The 22,649-nt window shown below is 38.3% G+C and carries 23 protein-coding genes and 1 riboswitch; of the genes, 15 read left to right on the top strand and 8 right to left on the bottom strand.

All coding sequences use genetic code 11. From position 1 onward, the window contains the following. Positions 1 to 101 precede the first annotated feature (101 nt). Complete coding sequence (locus QE429_RS23225; RefSeq protein WP_307290406.1) at positions 102 to 740, top strand: hypothetical protein; 639 nt, start codon at positions 102 to 104, stop codon at positions 738 to 740. Between the two features lie 201 nt (positions 741 to 941). Here QE429_RS23225 and QE429_RS23220 read toward each other — a convergent pair whose 3' ends face one another. Further along, the gene (locus tag QE429_RS23220) at positions 942 to 2,171 is read right to left on the bottom strand and encodes an MFS transporter (protein WP_307290405.1); all 1,230 of its coding nucleotides are present in this window, start codon (positions 2,169 to 2,171) and stop codon (positions 942 to 944) included. Between the two features lie 233 nt (positions 2,172 to 2,404). Between QE429_RS23220 and QE429_RS23215 the strand changes: the two genes are divergently transcribed. Beyond that, positions 2,405 to 3,088, top strand: a complete 684-nt coding sequence (locus tag QE429_RS23215) for a GGDEF domain-containing protein (RefSeq protein WP_307290404.1) — start codon at positions 2,405 to 2,407, stop codon at positions 3,086 to 3,088. A 105-nt stretch (positions 3,089 to 3,193) separates the two neighbouring features. Here the strand turns inward: QE429_RS23215 and QE429_RS23210 are convergent, their stop codons facing one another. Together QE429_RS23210 and QE429_RS23205 are read right to left on the bottom strand one after the other, a co-directional pair. After that, positions 3,194 to 3,475, bottom strand: a complete 282-nt coding sequence (locus tag QE429_RS23210) for a YggT family protein (protein ID WP_307290403.1) — start codon at positions 3,473 to 3,475, stop codon at positions 3,194 to 3,196. 128 nt (positions 3,476 to 3,603) lie between these two features. Then, complete coding sequence (locus tag QE429_RS23205; protein ID WP_307290402.1) at positions 3,604 to 4,308, bottom strand: polysaccharide deacetylase family protein; 705 nt, start codon at positions 4,306 to 4,308, stop codon at positions 3,604 to 3,606. Between the two features lie 187 nt (positions 4,309 to 4,495). Between QE429_RS23205 and QE429_RS23200 the strand changes: the two genes are divergently transcribed. From QE429_RS23200 to QE429_RS23190, 3 genes are all read left to right on the top strand, one after another. Then, complete coding sequence (locus QE429_RS23200; RefSeq protein WP_307290401.1) at positions 4,496 to 5,365, top strand: cation diffusion facilitator family transporter; 870 nt, start codon at positions 4,496 to 4,498, stop codon at positions 5,363 to 5,365. 103 nt (positions 5,366 to 5,468) lie between these two features. Next, positions 5,469 to 5,571: riboswitch (purine riboswitch) on the top strand. Positions 5,572 to 5,981: 410 nt separating this feature from the next. Next, complete coding sequence (locus QE429_RS23195) at positions 5,982 to 7,175, top strand: nucleoside transporter C-terminal domain-containing protein (protein ID WP_307290399.1); 1,194 nt, start codon at positions 5,982 to 5,984, stop codon at positions 7,173 to 7,175. 162 nt (positions 7,176 to 7,337) lie between these two features. Continuing rightward, positions 7,338 to 8,585, top strand: coding sequence for an ATP-binding protein (locus tag QE429_RS23190; RefSeq protein WP_307290397.1), 1,248 nt, complete (start codon positions 7,338 to 7,340; stop codon positions 8,583 to 8,585). A 51-nt stretch (positions 8,586 to 8,636) separates the two neighbouring features. Here QE429_RS23190 and QE429_RS23185 read toward each other — a convergent pair whose 3' ends face one another. Further along, positions 8,637 to 9,302, bottom strand: a complete 666-nt coding sequence (locus QE429_RS23185) for a TetR/AcrR family transcriptional regulator (RefSeq protein WP_307290396.1) — start codon at positions 9,300 to 9,302, stop codon at positions 8,637 to 8,639. 238 nt (positions 9,303 to 9,540) lie between these two features. Between QE429_RS23185 and QE429_RS23180 the strand changes: the two genes are divergently transcribed. The 5 genes from QE429_RS23180 (at position 9,541) to QE429_RS23160 (ending at position 12,786) form a co-directional block, all read left to right on the top strand. Beyond that, the gene (locus tag QE429_RS23180; protein ID WP_307290394.1) at positions 9,541 to 10,191 is read left to right on the top strand and encodes a nitroreductase family protein; all 651 of its coding nucleotides are present in this window, start codon (positions 9,541 to 9,543) and stop codon (positions 10,189 to 10,191) included. A gap of 116 nt (positions 10,192 to 10,307) precedes the next feature. Next, positions 10,308 to 10,601 carry a putative quinol monooxygenase gene (locus QE429_RS23175; protein ID WP_307290392.1) on the top strand — a complete coding sequence of 98 codons (294 nt, stop codon included), beginning with the start codon at positions 10,308 to 10,310 and terminating at the stop codon, positions 10,599 to 10,601. Between the two features lie 413 nt (positions 10,602 to 11,014). Then, a complete protein-coding gene (locus QE429_RS23170; RefSeq protein ID WP_307290391.1) occupies positions 11,015 to 11,404 on the top strand; it encodes a hypothetical protein in 390 nt (129 codons plus the stop codon). Between the two features lie 66 nt (positions 11,405 to 11,470). After that, positions 11,471 to 12,271, top strand: coding sequence for a polysaccharide deacetylase family protein (locus tag QE429_RS23165; RefSeq protein WP_307290390.1), 801 nt, complete (start codon positions 11,471 to 11,473; stop codon positions 12,269 to 12,271). Positions 12,272 to 12,333: 62 nt separating this feature from the next. Continuing rightward, positions 12,334 to 12,786 (top strand): NUDIX hydrolase, encoded by a 453-nt coding sequence (locus QE429_RS23160; protein ID WP_307290938.1) that lies wholly within the window; start codon positions 12,334 to 12,336, stop codon positions 12,784 to 12,786. Positions 12,787 to 12,952: 166 nt separating this feature from the next. On the opposite strand, the gene QE429_RS23155 is transcribed toward QE429_RS23160, so the two are convergent. Beyond that, positions 12,953 to 13,831: a TRM11 family SAM-dependent methyltransferase gene (locus QE429_RS23155; protein WP_307290936.1), complete on the bottom strand. Its 879-nt coding sequence runs from the start codon at positions 13,829 to 13,831 to the stop codon at positions 12,953 to 12,955. Between the two features lie 291 nt (positions 13,832 to 14,122). Here QE429_RS23155 and QE429_RS23150 point away from each other — a divergent pair, with 291 nt between their 5' ends. Beyond that, positions 14,123 to 15,109 (top strand): phosphotransferase enzyme family protein, encoded by a 987-nt coding sequence (locus QE429_RS23150; protein WP_307290389.1) that lies wholly within the window; start codon positions 14,123 to 14,125, stop codon positions 15,107 to 15,109. A 23-nt stretch (positions 15,110 to 15,132) separates the two neighbouring features. On the opposite strand, the gene QE429_RS23145 is transcribed toward QE429_RS23150, so the two are convergent. Further along, positions 15,133 to 16,068 (bottom strand): PD-(D/E)XK nuclease family protein, encoded by a 936-nt coding sequence (locus QE429_RS23145; RefSeq protein ID WP_307290388.1) that lies wholly within the window; start codon positions 16,066 to 16,068, stop codon positions 15,133 to 15,135. A gap of 81 nt (positions 16,069 to 16,149) precedes the next feature. Here QE429_RS23145 and QE429_RS23140 point away from each other — a divergent pair, with 81 nt between their 5' ends. Then, entirely contained in the window at positions 16,150 to 17,235 is a 1,086-nt protein-coding gene (locus QE429_RS23140) for a GerAB/ArcD/ProY family transporter (RefSeq protein ID WP_307290387.1), read from the top strand. After that, a complete protein-coding gene (locus QE429_RS23135) occupies positions 17,232 to 18,290 on the top strand; it encodes a spore germination protein (RefSeq protein WP_307290386.1) in 1,059 nt (352 codons plus the stop codon). The genes QE429_RS23140 and QE429_RS23135 overlap by 4 nt, the downstream gene beginning before the upstream one ends. On the opposite strand, the gene QE429_RS23130 is transcribed toward QE429_RS23135, so the two are convergent. Further along, positions 18,271 to 18,741: a FixH family protein gene (locus QE429_RS23130; RefSeq protein ID WP_307290385.1), complete on the bottom strand. Its 471-nt coding sequence runs from the start codon at positions 18,739 to 18,741 to the stop codon at positions 18,271 to 18,273. The genes QE429_RS23135 and QE429_RS23130 overlap by 20 nt on opposite strands. Before the next feature lie 26 nt (positions 18,742 to 18,767). Further along, positions 18,768 to 20,141: a PepSY-associated TM helix domain-containing protein gene (locus tag QE429_RS23125; RefSeq protein WP_307290383.1), complete on the bottom strand. Its 1,374-nt coding sequence runs from the start codon at positions 20,139 to 20,141 to the stop codon at positions 18,768 to 18,770. Between the two features lie 424 nt (positions 20,142 to 20,565). On the opposite strand from QE429_RS23125, the gene QE429_RS23120 reads away from it, so the two are divergent. Then, on the top strand, positions 20,566 to 21,237 hold the full coding sequence (locus tag QE429_RS23120; RefSeq protein ID WP_483862234.1) for a response regulator transcription factor: 672 nt from the start codon (positions 20,566 to 20,568) through the stop codon (positions 21,235 to 21,237). 2 nt (positions 21,238 to 21,239) lie between these two features. Next, entirely contained in the window at positions 21,240 to 22,646 is a 1,407-nt protein-coding gene (locus QE429_RS23115) for a sensor histidine kinase (protein ID WP_307290382.1), read from the top strand. Positions 22,647 to 22,649 lie beyond the last annotated feature (3 nt).

Raw genomic sequence — 22,649 nt, 5'->3', positions numbered from 1 at the left:
AACGAATTTTAAGTGACAAAATCTTTTATCTATGAAATTCGTTGTTTGTTATGCAAACTGATGTACAATAGGGTATATCATGACATCTAGGAGAAGACGAAATGGATATGAAAGAGCAATCACTACTAAATTACTACTATAAGAAATTGTCAGAAGGTACGTTTGATGAGAAGGACCTTTATGGATTTTTACTTCTGATCCGAAATCAAGGTAAGGACATACGCTGGATTAATGAGGTTACTGAGTTTGTTTTGAACCGTGGCCAGCATAATGGCTTGATCATGGAATATCTTTTGGAGACGAGGAAAAAGTTTGAAGGGCTTGGCAGGACAAAATCAGCGCTTCGAATTGAAGATGTGTTTTCCTTCAAGGAAATCAAAGCGGGATTGAATAAGGTTTTAGCTGATTGCCAGTTAGAGCCATTGGCTAATGAGCGGATAAATGATTTTGTTACTTGTCTGATTTCAATTCTGCAGCAGATATCTATTGTGGATGAAAGTGATAGAGAGATTGGCAAACTATTCTTCGCGATTTCCAATAAACAAGTCATTTTGATGGCGGAAATCGAGGTAGCTCAAAATCTCTTTAAAAAGACCAACGCCGTTTTCCCAGTGCTGACTGCTAATAATGGTTATGCTGATATCAAAAAGCAAGACAGGTTTGATACGCCTTATTTGTTTGTGGACAAGGTGGTCGAGGTCACCAATAAAGAAGGAAAGATGGAGATCATTATTCCGTGATTATCCTTTTATTCTCCAAGATTAGAGGCAGCAGGGGGGATTTATCTCTGCTGCTTCTATTAATTTTATGGTTTATCAGCGAATTTAAGCGACTTATCGGCGAATCTACGATTTTATCAGCGAATCCGAGCAGTTTATCAGCGAATTTCCACCTTTTATCAGCGAATTAAAAAATCTGACGATACTATTGAAGAAAAAAGTCTATTTCATACCCTGACTTTGTGGAATCATCGACCCTATGACACTCTTAAATGTCTGTTGGGTGGCAAAAAACATTGAGAATCCCATTAAGGCCAACACTGGAATTAATAGAGAACCATATGCATTGTTCACCCCATGATGCTCCGCAATCCAGCCCAGTAGCGGGGCTCCAATGGTAACAGCTCCTTGATTAATGGTTTGTCTCATAGCAGCCATCCGCCCGTAGTAGCCGGGGTCTGTATACACCTGCTGAACGGATTGCATTAATACCCGGACCCAAGTGGTACCTAAGCCAATTAAGAGAATCGCAATGAATGCAGCAATATTACTTTTAGTAAAAGTCATCAGTAACAAACCAACAGATGTAATCCCAAAAGATAGACCAGTAACATAGTTTTTGCTTTTATACAAAATGGAAGTTGCAGTAATACCAGCAATTATGGCCCCAATGGAAGTTGCACACTCTAAAATACCATATAATGTACTCGTGCCGTGTAAGTGAGAACTTGTGTATACCGATAACATACCGGCACAAGTATGAACAACAAGCTGGCCAACAAACATAATTAATAGTAAGGAATACATCAGCCGATTTTTATGAACATAGACAAAACTGTCCTTTAAATCGATTAACCCAGATTTGAAACTGCTGTTTGAATAACATACTCTAGGAACATATTTAATTAGCATCATACACACCGTGCCAATGGCAAAGGTAAGACAAACAGCGAGCATAACGATACTTGCTGGAAAAATGGTTAACATTCCTCCGCATAATGAGGTCCCAATTAAGCCGCCTACAGAAACAGCTGAACCGGTTTCACTGAATATACGCGGGATATCCTCTTTTTTATACAGTTCCGTAATGAAGGCTTGCTGTGCCGTTCTAAACAAGGATGAAAAGGTTTGAACGATCATGTGCACAAGGATAATCATCCATGGCTTAAGGATATCACTAGTCATGGCCAATAAGAGCATGCCCATGGTTATTGTGACAATTCCGAGTGATAGAACCGTTAACTTTTTACGATTCTGGTTATCCACTACTACTCCAAAGACTAAATTGAGCACCACACCGGGTAGAAACCCCATACCGACCATTAAACCTGTATAGGTCGCGTTGGACGTCATCTTATATAAAATCCAGGCAACGGCGATAAAATACATAGAGCTGCCAAGTGAAGATAGAGTGGAAGAAATCATGATATTCCAGTACTTGCTGTCTCTCATACGATTACCTTCTTTTCTTAAAATCCTTTTTCTGTAAACAATCATAACTCGAATGGTTGATTAATAAAATTTATATTTTTTTATCTTTTAGAATAAGATTTACTTATGTTTTCTAAAGCATTTTGTCCATTTTTGTCGGTTTAACTAGAAATGTTTTTTCATGGATTAAGGAAATAGTGTAACAAATTTCCTATTTTATAGTAAAATTAGCATATGAAAAATGGGGGTGCCAGATGAGCTTTTCGGGGAGAATTAGTATTGTTATCATATATATCACTCTAGTTTTAGGCTGGCATTCTTTTTATTTTTTAATAGATTATGAAGGTTCCTATGTGTTTATGTTTGAAAATGGTCAGTATAAATGGGACTTAGTCTTTATTCCCTTACTTTCACCGTTTTTTTGGTGGTTGGGATTTCAATATGACAAAGCGAAGTTTCTTTCACAAAAAGATGCTTTGACGGGTCTGTATAACCGGCGTTTTATCTCAGAAAGTGCCCCAAAGCTTTTAGCAAAAATGGATAAAAAGATAGGGAACTTAACGATTTCTGTCATAGACTGCAATGACTTTAAAAAAATAAATGACGAACATGGACATAAAATTGGGGATATGGTTCTCACGAGGATTACACAAGTTCTTTTAAACAGCACGACCGAGCAAGATATAGTTGCTAGATGGGGAGGAGATGAGTTCCTTATTGTGTTGCCATATTCAGATTCAAAGAGAACTAGAGACATCTCGAAAAAAATCGAATTGGAGTTATATCAATTATCTAAAGAAATGTCTATGGATATTTCTGTTTCGATTGGAACAGCTGTCTATCCAAGTGATGCTTGTGAAATGAAAGAACTGCTGATTATTGCGGATCGAAATATGTATAAATGTAAATCTGGAGTTAAGAAAATAAAGCAAGGCTAAATAGACCTTCCAACGTGGAAGGTCTATTTTATATGGTTTTGGCTTAAGAGGAACGCAAATAAATAGCGAACCGTACTTTGCACGATTCGCTAATTTGAAAAAAATTTATATTCCAATCGTATTCAATGAGAGACGTAGCCCTTCCATGGCAAAACCGCTAATATAGCGATAAACAAATAAGGCAATGATTGGTGAAAAGTCAATTGGCCCTAGTGGCGGGATAAACCGTCTAAAGAGGCTTAAATATGGTTCAACTAGCTTATAAATCCATCCGCCAATTTTTGAAGTTTGAAATTGAGGAAACCAAGAACCAAAGATCGATATCAGAATCAGCCAATAATATGCTTCAAAGGCGTAGCTTCCTAAAAGTAAAATCGTAGAGCCCATTATATAATCACCCATCTATTATTATTTTTATAATCAGAAAGAAATAGTTCTACATGCTATACGTTTGAAAGGATGAGAAGGTTTCAAGATAATCATAGTATTTACAAGAAAAAATGCAAATAATAAACTTACCTTTTTTGTAGTTCGTTTACTGTTACAAAAGAATACCCCTTCTCCGTAAGGGCCTTTAGTATCCCTTCAATCGCTTTTAGCTCCTCACCCGTTTGATCATACATCGGGTGGACTAAGATAATTGATCCTGGTTTTACCTTTTTCTTCACATAGTTTATTTTATCGACTGCAGTTGTATAAAAACTATCGGGTTCCAGGCTCCACATAATGGTGTCCCGATTATGCTTGTTAAGGTAATAAGGGAATCCTATTAGCTTTTTGCCATTGGGGGGACGAACATCAATTTCACCCGTAAATCCCGCGTCACGGATTAGCTGATCCGTTTTTTCAATTTCTTTATTAATATATGAAGGTGATTTGAACACCATTCGATTATGTGAATAGGTATGATTACCAAGTTGATGCCCCGCCGCAGCAATTTTCTCAGCTTCCTCTGGGTACTTTTCAATATCATGCCCAATCAGAAAAAAGGTGGCCTTTGCGTTGTACTTGTCCAATAATGGAAGGATGGAATCCACATTTTTCGATGGTCCATCATCAAAGGTTAAGGCAACGACCTTTTGGTCGGTTTGCACCCTATCCGTTAATCCACCGAACACCTGGAAGGTTCTTGCATTCATTAGTTTATAAGTGCCGTATAATAGTAAAAACAAAACGAATAGAATCCCTATCACAGTGGAAAAGATTTTTCTTTTTTTCATAAATTAGACCTTTCTTTAAAAAATTTAAGCAATATATGTAATTATAGCAAAAACGCTAGGAATCTTTCCCCTACGAAACATTATTACCCAAAACCTACTTATATAAAGCTGCGCAAAAAGGTTGCTCTAGACCCACCCGACTCTTGGTTGTTATGATATGGAAGGAATTTGTAGGGAGGTCAGGGACATGGAAGAACAAAAATATAAAGACCTTAAGTTAGGGGAACGAGGAGCCATCCTTAGTATCGTTGCCTATCTCCTTTTATCAATCATAAAACTAGTTATAGGATATATAAGTGACTCAGCTGCCTTACGAGCAGATGGACTAAACAATACAACGGACATTATTGCATCGATCGCTGTCCTTATTGGATTAAAAATTTCGCAGCGTCCGCCGGATCATGACCATAGGTATGGGCATTGGAAAAGCGAAACCATTGCCTCCATGGTGGCTTCTTTTATTATGATAGCAGTTGGTTTACAAGTATTAGCGGATGCGATTCCTTCTATTTTTCAAGGGAGAGATGAATCTCCTGACATACTGGCGGCTTATGTGGGAGTGGCCTCAGCAATTGTTATGGTTGGTGTTTATTTGTATAACAAAAAATTAGCGACGAGGATTAATAGCAACGCCGTAATGGCTGCGGCAAAAGATAATCTATCCGATGCATGGGTAAGTTTTGGAACAGCAGTTGGGATTGTTGGATCGCAATTACATATGCCGTGGTTAGATACGTTAACTGCGATTATTGTAGGTGTTTTAATATGTAAAACTGCTTGGGGTATCTTCCTGCAATCCTCTCATGAACTTTCAGACGGGTTCGATGAAAAGAAGATTCAACTTTATCAGGGAGTCATTACAAAACTTGATGGAGTGAAGGGCATTAAAGAGATGAAAGGGAGAAACTACGGCAATAATGAAGTTATTGATGTGGTAATTCTGGTTCAGTCCAATTTAGATGTGAGAGCGGCTCATGATATTGCCACCCATGTCGAAAAAGTTCTGATGAAGGATTATGGTGTTTATGATGTTCATGTTCATGTGGAGCCGGATTAAATTTAAGTTTCCTCAAGATTGCTATTAGTATAATAATTAGAACATTAATGAAACCTATTGAAGCAAGACTCAACCTGAATTAGAATGGTATCTATTCCTAAAAATTTTTATAACATTTTATCCTTGTATAATATCAGTGATATTGGTCTGATAGTTTCTACCTGGCAGCCGCTAAATGCCGGACTACAAGGAAGTGTGAAGAAATGTAGTCTTATGTCAGGTTGGCTTAGATGAATTTACTCTGTTAAAGATAACAGTCCTTACTTTTTCATGCTTTCTGTGCTGGTAGCGGAAGGTGTGAAAGGGTAAGGACTTTTTTTATTATTAGCTCTGTTAAAATTGTCTGTTGATTTATGCTCCAGGCACGAGCGGTTCGTGGGTGTTTCGGCAAGCCTCCTCGGCGTAAGCGCCTGGGGGGTCTCCCCTGAACCACACTCCCACAGGACATTGAATTTGCTTCATCGAATCAGCACCGCACGAAGGAAATGCGATAGCATTTTCGAGGATCTTCGCCTTCCGCTCCAATCAACAGGATGAATAAATCAACACTGTTCTTTAACACAGCTTAATTTTAAATAAACGTTTTGGGAAATGATAAACAAAAGGAGTGAGTAGCGTGTATTTTTTGTTAAATGTAATTGGAGTATTAGTAGTAATGGGTCTCGTTTACTTATGCTCACCGAATAAAAAAGGTGTAAAGTGGAAATCCATTTTAACATTGTTTATAGCTGAATTAGCCATCACCTGGTTTATGTTATCAACTAAAATCGGATCATGGATCATTAATAAGATTGCTTCGTTCTTTACATGGCTTATCGCATGTGCAAACGAAGGGATTTCTTTCGTGTTTCCGTCTGTTATGGCTAACGAACATGTGGATTTCTTTTTTAGCGCCCTAATGCCGATTATTTTCATTATTACGTTCTTTGATATTTTAACCTACTTCGGAATCTTAACGTGGATTATTGATAAAGTTGGCTGGGTAATTTCAAAAATATCGGGATTGCCAAAGCTTGAGAGCTTCTTTTCGATTCAAATGATGTTTCTTGGGAATACGGAGGCACTAGCTGTCATCCGTCAGCAAATGGTCGTATTAAAACAACACCGTCTATTAACGTTTGGAATAATGAGTATGAGCAGTATCAGTGGGTCAATTATTGGTGCCTATTTAACAATGGTTCCTGCAACCTATGTATTCGTGGCGATTCCGTTGAATTGCTTGAATGCACTTTTGATCGCTAATATGCTTAATCCGGTTGAGGTGAGTAAAGAGGAGGACATCGTGTATGTTCCAACTAAGGAAGAGCGTAAAGACTTCTTTTCAACCATCTCTAACAGTATGCTTGTAGGAATTAAGATGGTTATTGTCATTATGGCGATGGTCATCGGTTATGTAGCCTTAACCGCGGGTGTCAATGGTGTTTTAGGATTTATTGTGAAGGGCTTAACCATTCAAAAAATATTCTCTGTTATCTTTAGTCCGTTTGCTTTCCTGCTTGGGTTAGGTGGGAAGGACGCCATGTATGTGGCACAGTTAATGGGAATTAAGCTCGCGACCAATGAGTTTGTGGCAATGATGGACCTAAAGGGGAAAATCAGTGGACTCGCTCCGCATACGGTCGCTGTGGCAGTCACGTTCTTAACTTCATTTGCCAACTTCAGTACCGTGGGTATGATCTATGGAACATTTAATTCCATCCTTGGGGAAGACAAATCAAATATCATCGGGAAAAATGTATGGAAGCTGCTAGTAAGCGGCGTAGGAGTATCCTTACTAAGCGCGATGATTGTAGGATTATTCGTTTGGTAAACAGCATTTTGGGGTCAGTCCCCCGCTGCGTTAACGCAGCGGGGGACTGACCCTTTTTTTTATGGTATGATGCTACATAGACGCCTTTATGATGCAAGTTTATTTGTGTCTAAGGCAAGGATAAATATGATTACACATTATTCTTTATGTGGAGGATAGCTCTTGATTACTCTTGTCAAACCACTGTTAGTGAATATTACGATATTATTATCCTTTACTTTTAATATGAATTTGTTTTTTCCGTTTCAATCGAAAGTTCCTCTTTCATTAAAACAAAAAGTCATCTATGGGCTGATTGGAGCTCTGGGTGCCCTTTTTTGTATGATCTATCCCATTCAAACTTTAGGCGAGACACATTTTGATTTAAGAATGGCTGCCATCATTATTTTAACTTTATATGGTGGCTGGCTTCCTGGAACGATGGTTACCATTAGTACGTGTTTTGTCAGGTATCTCATCGGTGGAAAATTTGTTATAACCGGGATAATGGTTGGGGTTATCGCCTTTTTAAGTGCCATTGCTTTTAGGCGGATTTTTCTGAAGGCAGATTCAAGACTGTTAGTCGGTTCACTTGCAATTCTTGGCTATTTTATTTTTTATATCACTATTCTTTGTATAAGAGTTGATTTTTTAGAATTGCACTTTTATTTGACCTACTTCAGCGCCTTTTATATAACAACTATCGCCTTGATTTTTGTTATTGAAAGCTTAATAAGAATTAATAAACAGTTTGAAGAAATGGTGTATTTAGATAAGCTCACAACTATTGGTCAGCTTACGGCGTCCATTGCACACGAAATTAGAAATCCACTAGCAACGGTTAAAGGGTTTATCCAATTTTTAAGTTCCGATACTAAGGATGAGCAATTAAAGAAATATTCTCCCTTAATCCTTGAAGAATTGGATCGGACAAATAGTATTATTACCAACTATTTGAAAGTAGCGAAGCCTGATTCTTTTCAGTTAACCGTAGTTTCCTTACACGAAGTCATAAGTGATTGTGTTCAATTATTGAGACCTCTTGCATCCTATTCTAACGTGATCATCGACTATGAGAATACTCATCCATACTATATTAACGGGGATAAGCCACACTTAAAACAGGCTCTTATGAATGTCATAAAAAATGGTGTTGAGTCAGTTAATAACCAGGGGAAGATTACGATTGAATTGCATGCTGACTATATTAAACATAAGGTGGAAATTAGGATTCAGGATAATGGCAGAGGAATGACAGCAGACCAGTTAAAGCAAATTGGCTTGCCTTTTTATACCACAAAAACAAAAGGGACAGGCTTAGGCAGCATGGTCACAAACAAACTCATTCGCGAGATGAATGGCTCCATCGAATACAAAAGTGAACTCAACAAAGGAACACTCGTTACAATTGCCTTTCCTCTTCGTAAATAAAAAAGGTGCCTGTCCCCCATCGCTTTAAAGCGATGGGGGACAGGCACCTTTTTATAATATAGGCGAGAGTTTTTGTAGGATGTTTTTCACCATGTTGTTTATTTCTTCGTGATTGATGTCAGTTAATAATTCGGGTCGTAGCACTTGGAAGCATTTCGCTATGTAGTAATCATTTAGCGCGCGTTCTAGTGTCAGTTCCTCCTCCATTAGAAACGAGGTATTAATTAATTTATTTAAGACCATTTCGTCTTGCATGATTAGCAGGGAAGGATTTAGTTCATTAAAGAAGCTTGCTTCCATTCCATTATGATAAAACGAATGAATGGCAGCCATTTGTTCTTTCCTTGCCTGCTTCTTTTTCTCATAAAAGGACAAGCAGCTAATCTGCAGGTCATTCAAGAATACTTCAGAGGAATAAGCGGCTGATAAAACGGCATGCTCAAAAACCTTTTGAAGACGTATGGGATAGGAGAGTTCTCCATTGGAAATCATTTGACCAGCTTCACAAATGTAGGAAATACAGAAATCATTTAACTCCATTAGGATGTCTTCTTTTGAAGAAAAATAGTTGTACAGAGAGGCACGACTCATATTCATCAACTGAGCAATATCTTGAATAGATAAAGATAAGAACCCTTGAGTCCGAATCACTTTTAGGATTTTCTTAATATGGGTTTGCCTCATCTGTAATCGATCTTCAGCTGATAATTTTCTCATAGTCCTCACGCTCTCTTTCCATCAGAGATTATAACATAAACCAATTGGAAATTTCTTTACATGGGCGCCAAGTTTTTTTAGTTTACAAAAATGAAAAAGAGGAGTAAAGTAAGTCGTTGTTAACACTTTAGACGATATATGATTATTTTGTCTAAAATAATACGCATAATACTCTAGAAAATAACTTGGACAAAATAAATATAAGGCATCCACTAAAAGAAAAAAGGAGAGAACAACTATGACTACTGCTACAGCATCAAGACAACTAACTAATGATTTTAATGAAATCCTTAAAGGCCGTCGTTCTATTAAAAATTATGATAAATCCGTAAAAATCAGCCGTGAGGAAATGACGGAGATTCTAACTTTAGCGACAATGGCTCCATCCTCCGTTAACATGCAACCTTGGCGTTTTCTTGTTATTGAAAGCCCTGAGGCAAAAGCTACCCTAGCTCCACTGGCTAAATTTAATCAAAATCAAGTGGACACTTCATCGGCTGTAATTGCAGTATTTGGTGATTTGAACAATTTTGAAAAAGCAGAGGATATATACGGGGCAGCTGTTGAAAAAGGATATATGCCTCAAGATGTGAAGGAGAGAATTCTAACATCTTTTGCGGGATATTATGAAAACATTTCACGCGAGGAAATGAAAGACGTAGTGCTAATTGACGGTGGCCTAGTGTCCATGCAATTAATGCTTGCAGCTCGTGCTTTCGGATATGATACAAATCCTATTGGTGGTTACGAAAAAGATCAGATTGCAGAAGCTTTCGATATGGATAAAGATCGTTATGTTCCGGTTATGCTCATTTCTATTGGAAAAGCAGCAGACAGCGGTCATCCATCTGTACGTCTCCCAATAGATCACGTGGCACAATGGAAATAAATAGTTAACTACTGGCTGTGTTAAGGAACAGTTTTGATTATACACCCTGTTGCCTGGGGCGGAAATCAACAGATAAGTTTAACAGAGCCTACTACTAAATAATTGGAGGCAGTACAATGATAATTATCCATGCTACATTCCATATTAATCCAGAAAAAGTAGATCAATTCTTAGAAGAAATTCAACCACTAATTGCTGCATCAAGAGAGGAATCAGGCAACATTTCCTACCGTCTTCAAAAAGATGTAGAAAGTGAAAATGTATTCACAATGGTGGAAGTATGGCAAGACCAAGCTGCAGTTGCCAGCCACAACGCAAGCAACCATTTCACCACCTTTGTTGGAAAAGCAAAAGAATTCCTCACTGCACCATTAGATGTACAAGCCTTCGAAGGACAACCGTTAAAATAAAAAAAGGTGCCTGACCCCCGCTGTGGTAACGCATTACCACGCTAGGGGGCAGGCACCTTTTGTCAAATTTATTCATCTTCAGTATAGGCCTCAGTGGTTGTGTCCATGCATTCCCAACATTCACTTCTATTCCTCTCAAACCTAGATAATTCCTTTCCACATGAAATACACACGTCCATATCCATAGGCACATAACCCCTTTCAAGTGAAAAATTTTTATCTCTATCTCTATACCCATATATATTCAATTAAAAGCTTGTTAGAGAACTTGGTTACAAATTTAAATTAGGTGCCTGACCCCCGGTGCGTTACCGTACTACCGCGCTGGGGGTCAGGCACCATTAATAAATTCATGGAACTTATTTTGATTTCGTCCGTATAAATAGTACAAAGATTTGAGGGAGAAGTGAAAAATGTTCTTAGCAGAACTACAGCTTGAGGAGAAAGAAGCATTTCTTGAATTAGCTACGCTAATATCAACTATTGATGGAAAAGTATCTATATATGAGAATTCAGTCCTAAAAAAATTTCAAAAGGAAAGCGGACTTGAGGGGTATAGGATAAAAGGTCTCGAAATGGAGGACATTTTAAATACATTTACATCTGAACGCTCGAAAAACATTGTCTTAACAGAACTCTTGAAGTTGATTTATTCAGATGGAGTCTTTCATCAACATGAAAGTGATTCTGTCCGCCTCATCAAGAAGCACTTCGGATTTGAATCAAGTGCATTTGGCAGCTATAAAGATTGGGTAGACAAGATAATGGAATTATCGTCAGAACTCAAGGGAAATGGTCGTTAGTTTTTATAAATATTTTTAAGAAACACTCCAAAAACTAAGTTCAATATGAGCTTGGAGAGTGTTACGATGAAAAGAAGACTAATTATCACACTACTTTCAACCTTTTTTATTTTTTCCTATCAACTAAGTGCTTACGCAGGCACGCACAGTAGGGAGGAATATGAAAAAACTGGACGTGTTATATGGGATGTAAACACCAAGGAAAAATTAGTTGCTATAACTTTTGATGATGGACCCCATCCTTTTTTTACACCTCAGATTCTTGATCTATTGTCTAAGTATGACGCTAAGGCCACTTTTTTTGTAGCAGGTAATAAAGTGGTAAGATTCCCCGCGATTTTAAAGCGGGAAGTAAAAGAAGGGCACGAGATTGCTAATCATACTTATAACCATCTTTATGGCAGTATTTCATCTGCAAAACTAACTTCAGAATTACAAGAAACCGATAAAATCATCCGAAAGTTCACGGGGGTTAAACCAGCTCTCTATAGACCAGTAGGAGGTTTTTATAATGACCGGATTATTAATACAGCAATAAAAAACCAAAAAGAAGTCGTATTGTGGTCATGGAATCAAGATACGCGTGACTGGGCCAATCCACCTGCTAGTCAAATTTGCAGCTATGTAACAAAGGGAGTAAAGCCTGGGAATATCATCTTATTTCATGATTGGCACGGCAGTGAATTTTCTAAGACATGCCAAACGGTGGAAGCCTTAGACACTATTTTGAACTTTTTGTACAAGAACGGCTATAAATGTGTAACTGTTTCTGAACTGATTTACCGCTCAACACAAATCATACCGGACACATTTGAGATTTATCCTTTAAAAAAAGAAGAATCATCCCACATTGATTTACTGCTTTAATCGGCCGGGGGACAGTCCCCCGATGAGGTAAAGCTGTGCTGGGGAAATGTTTGGAGGACATGATGGGGTATATTGAGGATTTACGTAATATCATTGGAACTCGGCCGCTTATTTTAGTTGGTTCTGTTGTGGGTGTCATTGATCATGAGGGGAAAATTCTTTTACAGAAAAGACCTGAAGGCGTCTGGGGGCTTCCAGGTGGGTTGTTAGAATTAAAGGAATCTGCAGAAGAGGCAGGAAGAAGGGAAGTTCTTGAGGAAACAGGAGTGGAAATCGGGCATCTTCAGTTGGTAGACGTCTTTTCTGGTGAGCAGTATTTTCGGAAGTTGGATAATGGTGATGAATTCTATCCAGTTACGATTGCTTATATATCAAAAGATATTAAGAATAGTTCTATCAGGATTGATGGGAAAGAGACTATAGATGCTGGATTTTTTCCGTTAGACGAACTGCCAGAACAGACAAGTCCGTTAGTTAAGCAGATGACTCAAAAATTTTCTACGATGCTAAAATAGACCTTCAATTCGGGAAGGTCTATTTTTATGAGTTTAGTAACTAAAGGCGGATTCTGAAAACTAATCAAACGTTTGATTAAATCGCTGGAGAGCTTGGTACGCAAGGATAGGAAAAACTAATCAAACGTTTGATTAAATGTTTTGGGCCAGAAGCAACTAGTACCTATCAACTACAAACAATCACTTCTCGAATAAATACACTTTTCTTCGCTACAGCACGATCGACAATCGAAAACCCTGCCTGTAGCAAGATTTCATCAATGGGTTCAACTGTTACCACGACAACTTTATCAGCAAATCTGCGTGCACTTTGAAGCATCTCCAGCTGCACTTCAGGGGAAATCACTGAACACAAATTATAAGGCAAATCAATAATGGCCACATCATAATGCCCCGAAACATCACAAATATCTCTTAAAGTAATCTCGCAAATAAGACCAAAATGCGCCATATTTTCTCGAGCTCCAGGCAAAATCAAAGGATTTCGGTCGCTACCAACGATATCTATTCCCATCGAACGGGCCTCAACTAGAACAGTGCCAATGCCGCAGCAAGGATCAATAGCCTGGATGCCTTCTAGTTCGGGGATAGCAATATTAACGACGGCTCGAGCGACACGAGTGCTTAGTGCAGTGGAGTAATTATGCGGCTTTTGTTGGTGTTGAAACCAAACCGATTCGCTTTCAACATACTCACCAAACACCCATCTCCCGTTAACATGCATCACACCAAATAATCGATCAGGCTGACGAAGGTCTGCTTTCCCAATTATTTGTAATCCAATCGTGCGTTCAATTTGACGTCTTTTTTCAAATCCTGGTCGTTCACTCTTCGGCTGGCCAGGATTTTTTACAAAAGTGACTTTAAACGTGGCGCTTCCAAGTTCTATTGTGTTCACCTTTGAAAAAAGCTCCTCAAGAATTTCTGCCTCAAACAGAACAGTAATTCTTTCCTTAATAAAAGGACTTCGACTGGGGTCAATTTTGACAGAGCTTTCCAAGACCTGAGAAGGAGCATCCACACCAAATAATGAGCGCATTTCCAAAGCGCACAAAGAGTGTTCATCCTCAGAATGGGAGTAAGTATAAATATAGGTCGTTCGATTTTCCGAAGAACGATCTTCTGTGTTAACCAACTGTAATCTATTTATTTTATTCACCTCAAATGTCATCAACAACACTATTCTATCTATTATACCAGCAATAGCCGAACATTTTCCTATTACCCTTAAGTTGGTGTAATGAGGCTTTACCAGTTATAAGAAGGAAATTGTGAATTTCACAGCGAATATATAGAAAATTTGTATTTCCTAATAATGGGAAGGGGTAAACGTAGCATGATGAATCTTGGAACAATGGTAAAAGGATTGGCATCTGATAAGATAGCAAGCAGGCTAATCCAACACTGGAAACATGATGAAGGAACATTGAAATTTTGGCGAGCCAGCTCAAACTTTGTATATGTTTTTGAGCATAACCAACAACGGTATTTTTTACGCTTTAACTCGGAGAAGGAGAGAACGTGGGAAGAAATGAAAGCGGAGCTGGATTTCCTGAACTACTTGAAAAATTGCGGCTATCCTTGTGTTTCTACCATTCCAACAATAAAAAAAACGGAAATTGTGTCTGAACAAACCTCGGAAGGAACCTATCTCGCAGTTGTTTTTCAAGCGGCAAATGGAAAAATGTTGGACGAAAATGCGAACGAGCAACAATTTGAAGCCTGGGGAAGAGCCCTAGCGGCATTGCATTCTTTATCTAAAAACTACAGTCCTGTTGGTCCAACAAGAAAAAGTTGGAAAGATGTGATAAAGAAAATCGAAGGTGTGATAAAAAGTCATCCACAGGAGCATGAAGCATTAGAAGAACTAAGGAACGTTACAGAATTGCTAGAGGGACTTCCAACCTCTATGGAGACATATGGACTCATTCATTATGATTTTCAATTGGATAATCTTTTTTATGAGGAAGAATCTAGCTTGTTCAATGTAATAGATTTTGATGATGCGATGTATGGTTGGTATGCAATAGATTTAGTTGCAGCCCTAGATGATTTCCTAGAGGGAGATGACCCTTTTTCAAATGATAGAGTACAATCCTTTTTAACAGGTTATCGCTCAGTTTTGGCCTTGGATCAGGTCATAATCCAACAATACCGGACATTCCAAAGGTTTAAGAACTTATATACATTTGCTAGGTTGTTATGGTCATTAGAAGATAGTGAAATGGAAGAGGCACCTAGTTGGCTTGAAAGCGTAAGAGAAAAATTTATCCGTGTTCAAGCAAACTTGAGGCGGGGATTCTTGAGCAATGTTAATTCGTGAGAAGGAAAAAGTCCACCTATAGGTTATTTTAGGTGGACTTCTTCACACTTCTCTCTAAAATTACAACTATAACACCTTTTCGATTGCTTCATGTCGAACAGCTCTTTTTCAAGTGGCTTATTCTTCACTGGATCCTCTAAATAGTTCAACATATGATAGATGCTTTCATTCATCAACTGTTGTGCGGAGTCAATTTCAAACTCCGATAATTGATATTCCTGGCACTTGCCGGACAACAAATACTCATTCCGTAAAATGATATCTTCGATCGGGATATTGTGTATCCTTGAAAGGAAAAGTGCATAGAAGGCCAACTGTTTTCGGTCATCCTCTGACTCTTTCCCCGTTTTCCAGTCAACCACGATCCATTTTTCCTGGCTCACATCTTTATAAACAAAGTCCAGCACCACGAAAACATCGACACCGTTGACTTCAAAGGTCTGAAAATCCTCAGAATGTAACACATTCATTTCTATCTTTGTCAGGATATCTTGATAGGTTTTACTTGTGAAAAAATTTTTCACGCACATCTCTAATTTAATTTTAGCAGCACTGATTTCTTCAGGGCTTAGACCATCTCCATAATAGATTTCATGTAGCATTTGGTGCCTCTTCGGTTTTTGAAACCAATGCTGACGGAACTTAGTCGAATCGAGATAAGCTCTATTAAGATTCTGAATAACCATCCCCATCAGCTCATTTTCACTCAATAAACCTTTCCCATTAAGGAAATTCTTAAGCTGCCGATCAATGACTTTATGGATCTCATCTCCCAAAAGAATAGGGATATTTTTAATGTTCTTTAAACGGTAAGATGACTTGTTTTCTTCCGGCGACTCATATAGCCAACCATTATGAGATTCATAGTATTGATGATAGTACTTTCTGGCGCACTCTAAAAAAGTCTTGTGCCTGGAATTTGACCACGAAAAGTCGGGGTAATCACGGTGGACGTACATCGAATGCTCCTCTCAATACAAATATATCTGAATAGAGACAGATATAGAGTTAAATAATATGGAAAAAAAGGACACGAATAAATGCAGAATAAGTTAAGATTTATATCCATTGTATACGTTATTTTACTTTCTGTGGGCCTTTTTGCACATGTTGAAATTATTCCCTTTCTTTTATCCATAGCAAAAAGAGGTTCATGGATTACCATTTTATTAACGCTCATCGTTCTACCGTTTTGGATTTATTTACTGTATAAAATTGTCACCATCATAAAAAAACGGTCCATCATTCAGCTTCTAAGGGACCATGCGAGCTCTTTTAATTATTATTTTCTCCTTTTGCCGCTAGCAGTTTATATGCTTATAAGTGCCTTTGTCACAGCGAAGGATATTATTTACTGGTCACAGATGAGCTATATGCAGGGATTTAACAGTTTTACCCTTGCCCTTGTATTACTCATTTTCTGTTTGTTTTGTACAGAAGCAGGATTGTTTTCGATTGGGCTGCTAAGCAGTATTCTCTGCCCGCTTGTTCTTTTATTAGGTTTCTTTATTTCCTTTGCGAACATGAAGAAAAAACATTATGAACTTTTATTACCTGTGTTTACTGATGGCTATTTACCAATAGCAAAGGGACTTATATACACTTCCTTACCAATCCTCGAGTTATTTATCATTATTTTCTTAACGCCTGTATTACAAAAAGCTGTTTCAAGAAAGCAATTATTCATTGTTGGTCTGATTATCATCGGGTTAATGCTGGGTCCAACTATGGGTGCCATTGTTGAATTCGGTCCGGAAAAAGCAGCGCAATATCGCTATCCTGCATATGAAGAGTGGCGCTTAATTTCAATTGGCCGGTATTTTTCACATGCTGATTTTTTTGCCATCTATCAATGGCTTTCAGGCGGAGTGATCAGGATAAGTTTATTCGTTTTTATCTCTTGCCGAATTTTTACAAAAGGAATGGAGAATGTAAAGCTAATAAGAATCATATATTTCCTCCTCTTTATTGCTAGTGTCTATCCATTTGATCAAAGTCCTTTCGCGACTGTAATTTATGGATATTTCAGACCGGTATCCTTCCTTTTACTAATCATACAAATTTCTATCTTAGCTATATACATCTTGAAAAATAAACAAAAATGGTTAGGAGGTAGAGGTGAATGACAAATGAACAGATTTTCTCTGTTAATAACTTAAAAAGGATGTTCAATTATTCCGCTGATATAGAAATAAAAGTGGATCAATGTCAGGAGCGTCCGGCGATATTTGTTTATTGTAGGCCATTAACGGATGCTAGTCTCATTGCATCATTACAGCTGCCCTCCATTGATACGGCTAGCTCCATTTATCAGACATTACAGTTGGAGGTGGGAAAGAAGGATTCCATTGATAAAGAAAAAATGGAGGAGGCTATTTTTTCAGGAAGATTAATGGTGATACCTGAGGGAGATTTTGTTTATTTTTATGATATTAGTAAAACTCCTACCAGACAGCCGGATGAGTCAGTAGCTGAGGTCTCGATTCGAGGAGCGAAGGATGGTTTTGTTGAGGATATTACCATTAATCTTGGGTTAATTCGCAAGCGCCTGCGGACTTCTTCACTGATTGTTGAAAATTATTCCATCGGTAAACGGACCAATACAAGAGTGGCTCTTCTTTATATAAAAGATGTCATTAATGAACAGGTATTGCAAGATATTCAGGGGCGGCTTGGGGCATTAGATGTTGATATTTTAACGAGTACATCGATGTTGATGGAATATTTAATGGAGCAAAAATTTGCGCTTATCCCACCTGTTAATTATTCAGGCAGAGCTGATTTCGTCGTAGAATCAATCAACCAAGGGAGATTTGCTATTGTAGTGGATGGGGCTCCAACCGTACTAATAGCACCGGCCGATCTTTCTTTTTTATTTAAAACACCTGAGGATGCTAACACTAGTTTTTATTTTGCATCATTGGAACGAACATTACGAATTATAGGGCTTTTTACGACAACTTTTCTGCCCGGGTTTTATACAGCCTTGATTACCCATAATGTAGGACAATTACCACTCCCTCTTATTGCCACAATAACAGTGTCAAGATTAGGATTGCCATTTTCCCCGTTAATCGAAGTCTTACTCATGCTCGTCATGTTTGAGTTATTCAAAGAGGGCGGGGCGCGTCTTCCGCAGCGGGGGACTGTCCCCATTTCTTTTAATGGTGATGTTCATTAGTATTACTCTGAATAGGTACATCTTTTTGCAAGAATTCGAGTTCACTTTTGGAAAGCTTGCCTACAATAAATTGCTTTTGAGGCATGATCATTGAACCATTGTTGCCTGCGTGTAATTTAACAAAGTATAGCCCCTCGCTATCAAAATCTTTACTGATGATATAAGTTCCATCGTCAGACACTCTGGCTTCTTCCATCGGATATTGTAGTGTACCATCCTGTTTCCAAATCTCAAAATGAACAAAATCTGCATTTTTTACTTTTATACCACCTTGAGTCAGAATGGCCTTGATTGTTTCATGGTTGTTATCGGAGAAAGAATCAGGAATGACTATTTCTGCTTCAAGAGGTGTTTCTTTTTTGTAAAGATCAGCAACATCCTCATGCAAAGAGCAAGCACTTAAACATGCACTCAAAATGGCTAGTAAGAAAATAAATTTTATTTTTTTCATATCAAAGGCACCCCGTTTTTTTCAAGTTATGCATTCAGGAATCGCTTCATAACAGGTATTCTTTGAATGATCAACCAGTCTATTAGCCAGACAGCAATAAGCGATAAACCTACTAATGGAAATAAAATCCCTAAACCTATTAATATGAGTAGGAAGACTTTCATGTTTTTCATACTAGGGGCTTTAGGGGCACCTAGAGCTTGTTTCGGCTTGCGTTTCCACCATAAATAACATCCACTTACAGCGACGAACATTATCCCTAAACAAATCAGAAGACTAATCAATTGATTGACAAAACCGAATTGTGTCCCTTTATGTAAGGTGATACCCCAAGCCACGATTTTTCCCACGAGACCGTAATTTTCAAAACGATAATCAGCTAAGACCGCCCCTGTGTATTGATCAACATGTAGGGTGACCTCATCTTCAGCTTTTGGTGGATAGGCAGATAAAGTGTAAACGCTTGTTTGGTCCTGTGGAATGGAAATTGTATAGCTTGGATGAATTCCTTCACGTTTAGCGATCTTAATCACTTCATCAATGGGCAGTGGGATAAAGCCTTGAATCTTAGAGGCAGGTACATCTAAGTTCTCAGCAGCCCATGGAACCTCTGCAATGTCTTTGGTTTTAACTGTAGAAGTTGGGGCATCTCCTCCCCAAATCGACGGCGGATATCCTTCACCAGAATTGGTGGCAATCGTTTGAAAGTGACTACCCCAGAAGCCTGACCATGGCAATCCTGTCATAACTAAAAAGAACATTCCCACAGTGAGCCAAACCGCAGGTACCGCATGTAAATCTCTTCTCAGAATCTGTTTTCCCTTTGTCAATCTAGGGATAAGTACTCCTAAAAGACTTTGCTTCTTATTAGGAAACCATAAATAAAGTCCCGTAATGATTAACACGATGGTCCAGCACGCCGCTAACTCAACAATTCGGTCACCCAGCGTACCAGCCATTAATTCACCGTGAAATTCTTCAATTTTATTCATGATCCGATCTTCTTTATTTAACTCACCGACCTTTTTTCCTGTATAAGGATTTATAAAAATGGTGAGAGACTTATTATTTGAGAGAATGCCGACTTCGCTGGTCCGTGTAGCACTTTCTCCGGGCTGATATTTTGTGACTAGAGCATGAGGATAGAACCTCTTTACTTCCCCAATTTGCTGATCTGCTGATACTCTATCTCCCTGTGGAGTAACAGTATAGTAGTCGTGATAGAGCACTTGTTCAATTTGTGGCTTAAATAAATAGATTGAACCTGTGATAGAAAGAATAATAAGAAAAGGTGCAAAAATAATTCCCGCATAAAAATGCCAACGCCATATGGCTTTATAAAGAGAGGTATTGACCTGCTTATGACTTTGCGTTGCCGTGTTTAATTTAACTGCTTCCATTTACTCCGTTCTCCTTATTTATATAGTTTTAGTAGAGCCTCTATTTTTATCATATAAAAGCTTTGTGAGAGAAAAGTGAAGTTTATTATTTTTATTGGCTCTGTTAAACTTGCCTGTTGATTCCCGCTCCAGACGCGAGCGGTTCGTGGGTGTTTCGGCGAGCCTCCTCGACGCAAGCGTCTGCGGGGTCTCCCCTGAACCATACTCCCACAGGAGTCTTCGCGTCTTCCGCTCCAATCAACAGGGTGCAATAATCAACATTGTTCTTTAACACAGCCTTTTTATTAAAAATTGTTTAATGGCACAATCAAAGCTTTGGATGCATAAGGAGAAATGGATTAAAAAGAATCACACAAAAACTTCACAATTAACCTGTAAGCTAGGTATTATAGAAATACTATATTAAAAGTGAGGAAAACCTTTAATGGGTATTACAATCATGATCGTCGATGACGAAGAACAAATGCGAGGTTTAGTGAAAACATTTCTTGAAAATGAAGGATATACCGTTATCCAAGCTTCGAACGGAATGGAAGCTCTTAGTAAACTACATAAAGTTACCATCGATCTATTACTAGTGGATATTATGATGCCATATATGGATGGATTTACTTTTGCCGAAGAAGTAAAAAAAATTCATGACATCCCCCTAATTTTTCTATCAGCCAAAGGGGAAGAATGGGATAAGGTCTATGGCTTACGAATCGGCGGCGATGATTATATCGTCAAGCCTTTCCATGCGGGGGAATTATTGGCTCGAATCGAATCGGTCTTAAGAAGAACAAAGAGTGCTGCTTGGTCAACCGCTCGCTTTAAGATCGGACCGTTGGTGTTGGATGCGGAGTCCCACACAGCATTGCTCGATGGTCAATCTCTTTCTTTAACGTTAAAGGAATATGAGCTCCTTTATTTACTAGCGAGAAATAAAGGAAAGCTGTTTACGCGAGAACAGCTTTTACATTCGATTTGGGGTCATAACTACACAGGAAGTGAACGAACCGTTGATACTCATGTAAAGACCTTAAGGTTAAAGCTTAAAGAGCATGGCACACTCATTCAGACGATATGGGGGAAAGGCTACAAATTTGAGGTGTAATTTTGAAGAAATGGAATAGGACTTTAAGTCAAAAGGTATTTATTCTGATTTTAGCAATTATCGGTTGTACGATCTTATTTGCGTTCTTTTTTCTCCATTTTCTCTATAAAGATTTATATTTAAAAAGCATCCGGGAATCGGTGGTTTACCAAGGCGAAAATACGGCTTCCCATTTTCATTATGGGTCCTTAAATGAGGAGTTAATCGATAAGATACATTGGTTTAATGTCGTTTCTGAGTATGAAGTCATTGTTGTAAATGACTATGCTGAGTTGAATGAGCATTTTCCCTATCAAATAGGAGAAAACGTACTGATCAATCGTACGGACAGGAAAAAACTAGCCCAAGGGGACTATGTTATTAAAGATGGCTACGTGAAAGAATTTGACCGTAGTATTGTTGGTGCGGTCTTCCCGATTTTAAGTGATAAAGGCATCATTGGATTGATATTTATTTATGTTCCGCTTGCAGCGATGCAGGAAGTCTTCCAAGGGAGTATCCCCATCCTCATCCTTGCTGGCACAATCTATTTTCTGTTGTTGTTTATTGTAGTGAATCGCATTCGTCATTCATTATTTAAACCACTAACCGATATGCAAAAGCTCTCGAAAGAAGTGGCTAAAGGAAATTACTCTATGCGTCTGGAATCGAAAAATCTTGATGAAGTTGGACAACTGGCGGAAGCATTCAATGTCATGAGTCTATCCTTGGAAAAACAAGAAGAACGAAAGAAGGAGTTTATCTCCAATGTGGTTCATGAATTAAGGACACCCTTAACCTACATAGGCGGGTATACCCAAGCGCTTAAACAACGTTTATATACTTCTAAAGAGGAAGCGGAGAGTTATTTAACCACGATTGAAAAGGAAACGGAGCGCTTAAACAAGATTGTTCATGACTTGGTTGACTTGAATTACTTACAGGAAAATCTATATGTAATTGAGAAGGAACCGATTGCGGTCGCTCAGCTTCTGTTTGATACACTTGAACTTTTTCAAATTCGCTTAGCTCAACAGCAGCTTCTTGTGGATGTAAATATTGATGAAGACATCATTATTTGTGGGGATGTCAAACGAATGGAGCAAGTTTTCTATAATATTATTGATAATGCAGTCAAATATTCTGTGAATCAGAGTTACTTAAGAGTGGAACTGCTTCAGGAAGAGGATATGATGGTTTTTCGTGTCTCTAATCAAGGAAATGTGATTGCGAAAGAAGATATCCCTAGAATTGGGGAACGGTTTTTTCGAACAGATAAGGCAAGAAGCCGGTCTACTGGCGGTTCCGGATTAGGGTTATCGATTGTAAAGCAAATTGTAAGTTTGCATGAAGGGGCATTTTCACTGACGAGTGATCCTGTGATTGGGACGATGGTGACCGTTCATATCCCAGCTTTACAGGACGAATAATAA

Source organism: Bacillus sp. SORGH_AS_0510 (genome assembly GCF_030818775.1).
GTDB lineage: Bacteria > Bacillota > Bacilli > Bacillales > Cytobacillaceae > Neobacillus.
The sequence above is the reverse complement of the archived record's forward strand: the minus strand, read 5'-3'. Positions and strand labels throughout refer to the sequence as shown.

Coding starts and splice junctions, on each gene's coding strand:
- QE429_RS23180 (WP_307290394.1), top strand. CDS start 9,541: ATGACTACTGCTACAGCATCAAGACAACTAACTAATGATTTTAATGAA.
- QE429_RS23125 (WP_307290383.1), bottom strand. CDS start 20,141: ATGGAAGCAGTTAAATTAAACACGGCAACGCAAAGTCATAAGCAGGTC.
- QE429_RS23140 (WP_307290387.1), top strand. CDS start 16,150: ATGCAGAATAAGTTAAGATTTATATCCATTGTATACGTTATTTTACTT.
- QE429_RS23160 (WP_307290938.1), top strand. CDS start 12,334: ATGGGGTATATTGAGGATTTACGTAATATCATTGGAACTCGGCCGCTT.
- QE429_RS23135 (WP_307290386.1), top strand. CDS start 17,232: ATGACAAATGAACAGATTTTCTCTGTTAATAACTTAAAAAGGATGTTC.
- QE429_RS23185 (WP_307290396.1), bottom strand. CDS start 9,302: ATGAGAAAATTATCAGCTGAAGATCGATTACAGATGAGGCAAACCCAT.
- QE429_RS23220 (WP_307290405.1), bottom strand. CDS start 2,171: ATGAGAGACAGCAAGTACTGGAATATCATGATTTCTTCCACTCTATCT.
- QE429_RS23225 (WP_307290406.1), top strand. CDS start 102: ATGGATATGAAAGAGCAATCACTACTAAATTACTACTATAAGAAATTG.
- QE429_RS23200 (WP_307290401.1), top strand. CDS start 4,496: ATGGAAGAACAAAAATATAAAGACCTTAAGTTAGGGGAACGAGGAGCC.
- QE429_RS23150 (WP_307290389.1), top strand. CDS start 14,123: ATGATGAATCTTGGAACAATGGTAAAAGGATTGGCATCTGATAAGATA.
- QE429_RS23170 (WP_307290391.1), top strand. CDS start 11,015: ATGTTCTTAGCAGAACTACAGCTTGAGGAGAAAGAAGCATTTCTTGAA.
- QE429_RS23210 (WP_307290403.1), bottom strand. CDS start 3,475: ATGGGCTCTACGATTTTACTTTTAGGAAGCTACGCCTTTGAAGCATAT.
- QE429_RS23175 (WP_307290392.1), top strand. CDS start 10,308: ATGATAATTATCCATGCTACATTCCATATTAATCCAGAAAAAGTAGAT.
- QE429_RS23145 (WP_307290388.1), bottom strand. CDS start 16,068: ATGTACGTCCACCGTGATTACCCCGACTTTTCGTGGTCAAATTCCAGG.
- QE429_RS23120 (WP_483862234.1), top strand. CDS start 20,566: ATGGGTATTACAATCATGATCGTCGATGACGAAGAACAAATGCGAGGT.
- QE429_RS23205 (WP_307290402.1), bottom strand. CDS start 4,308: ATGAAAAAAAGAAAAATCTTTTCCACTGTGATAGGGATTCTATTCGTT.
- QE429_RS23165 (WP_307290390.1), top strand. CDS start 11,471: ATGAAAAGAAGACTAATTATCACACTACTTTCAACCTTTTTTATTTTT.
- QE429_RS23215 (WP_307290404.1), top strand. CDS start 2,405: ATGAGCTTTTCGGGGAGAATTAGTATTGTTATCATATATATCACTCTA.
- QE429_RS23130 (WP_307290385.1), bottom strand. CDS start 18,741: ATGAAAAAAATAAAATTTATTTTCTTACTAGCCATTTTGAGTGCATGT.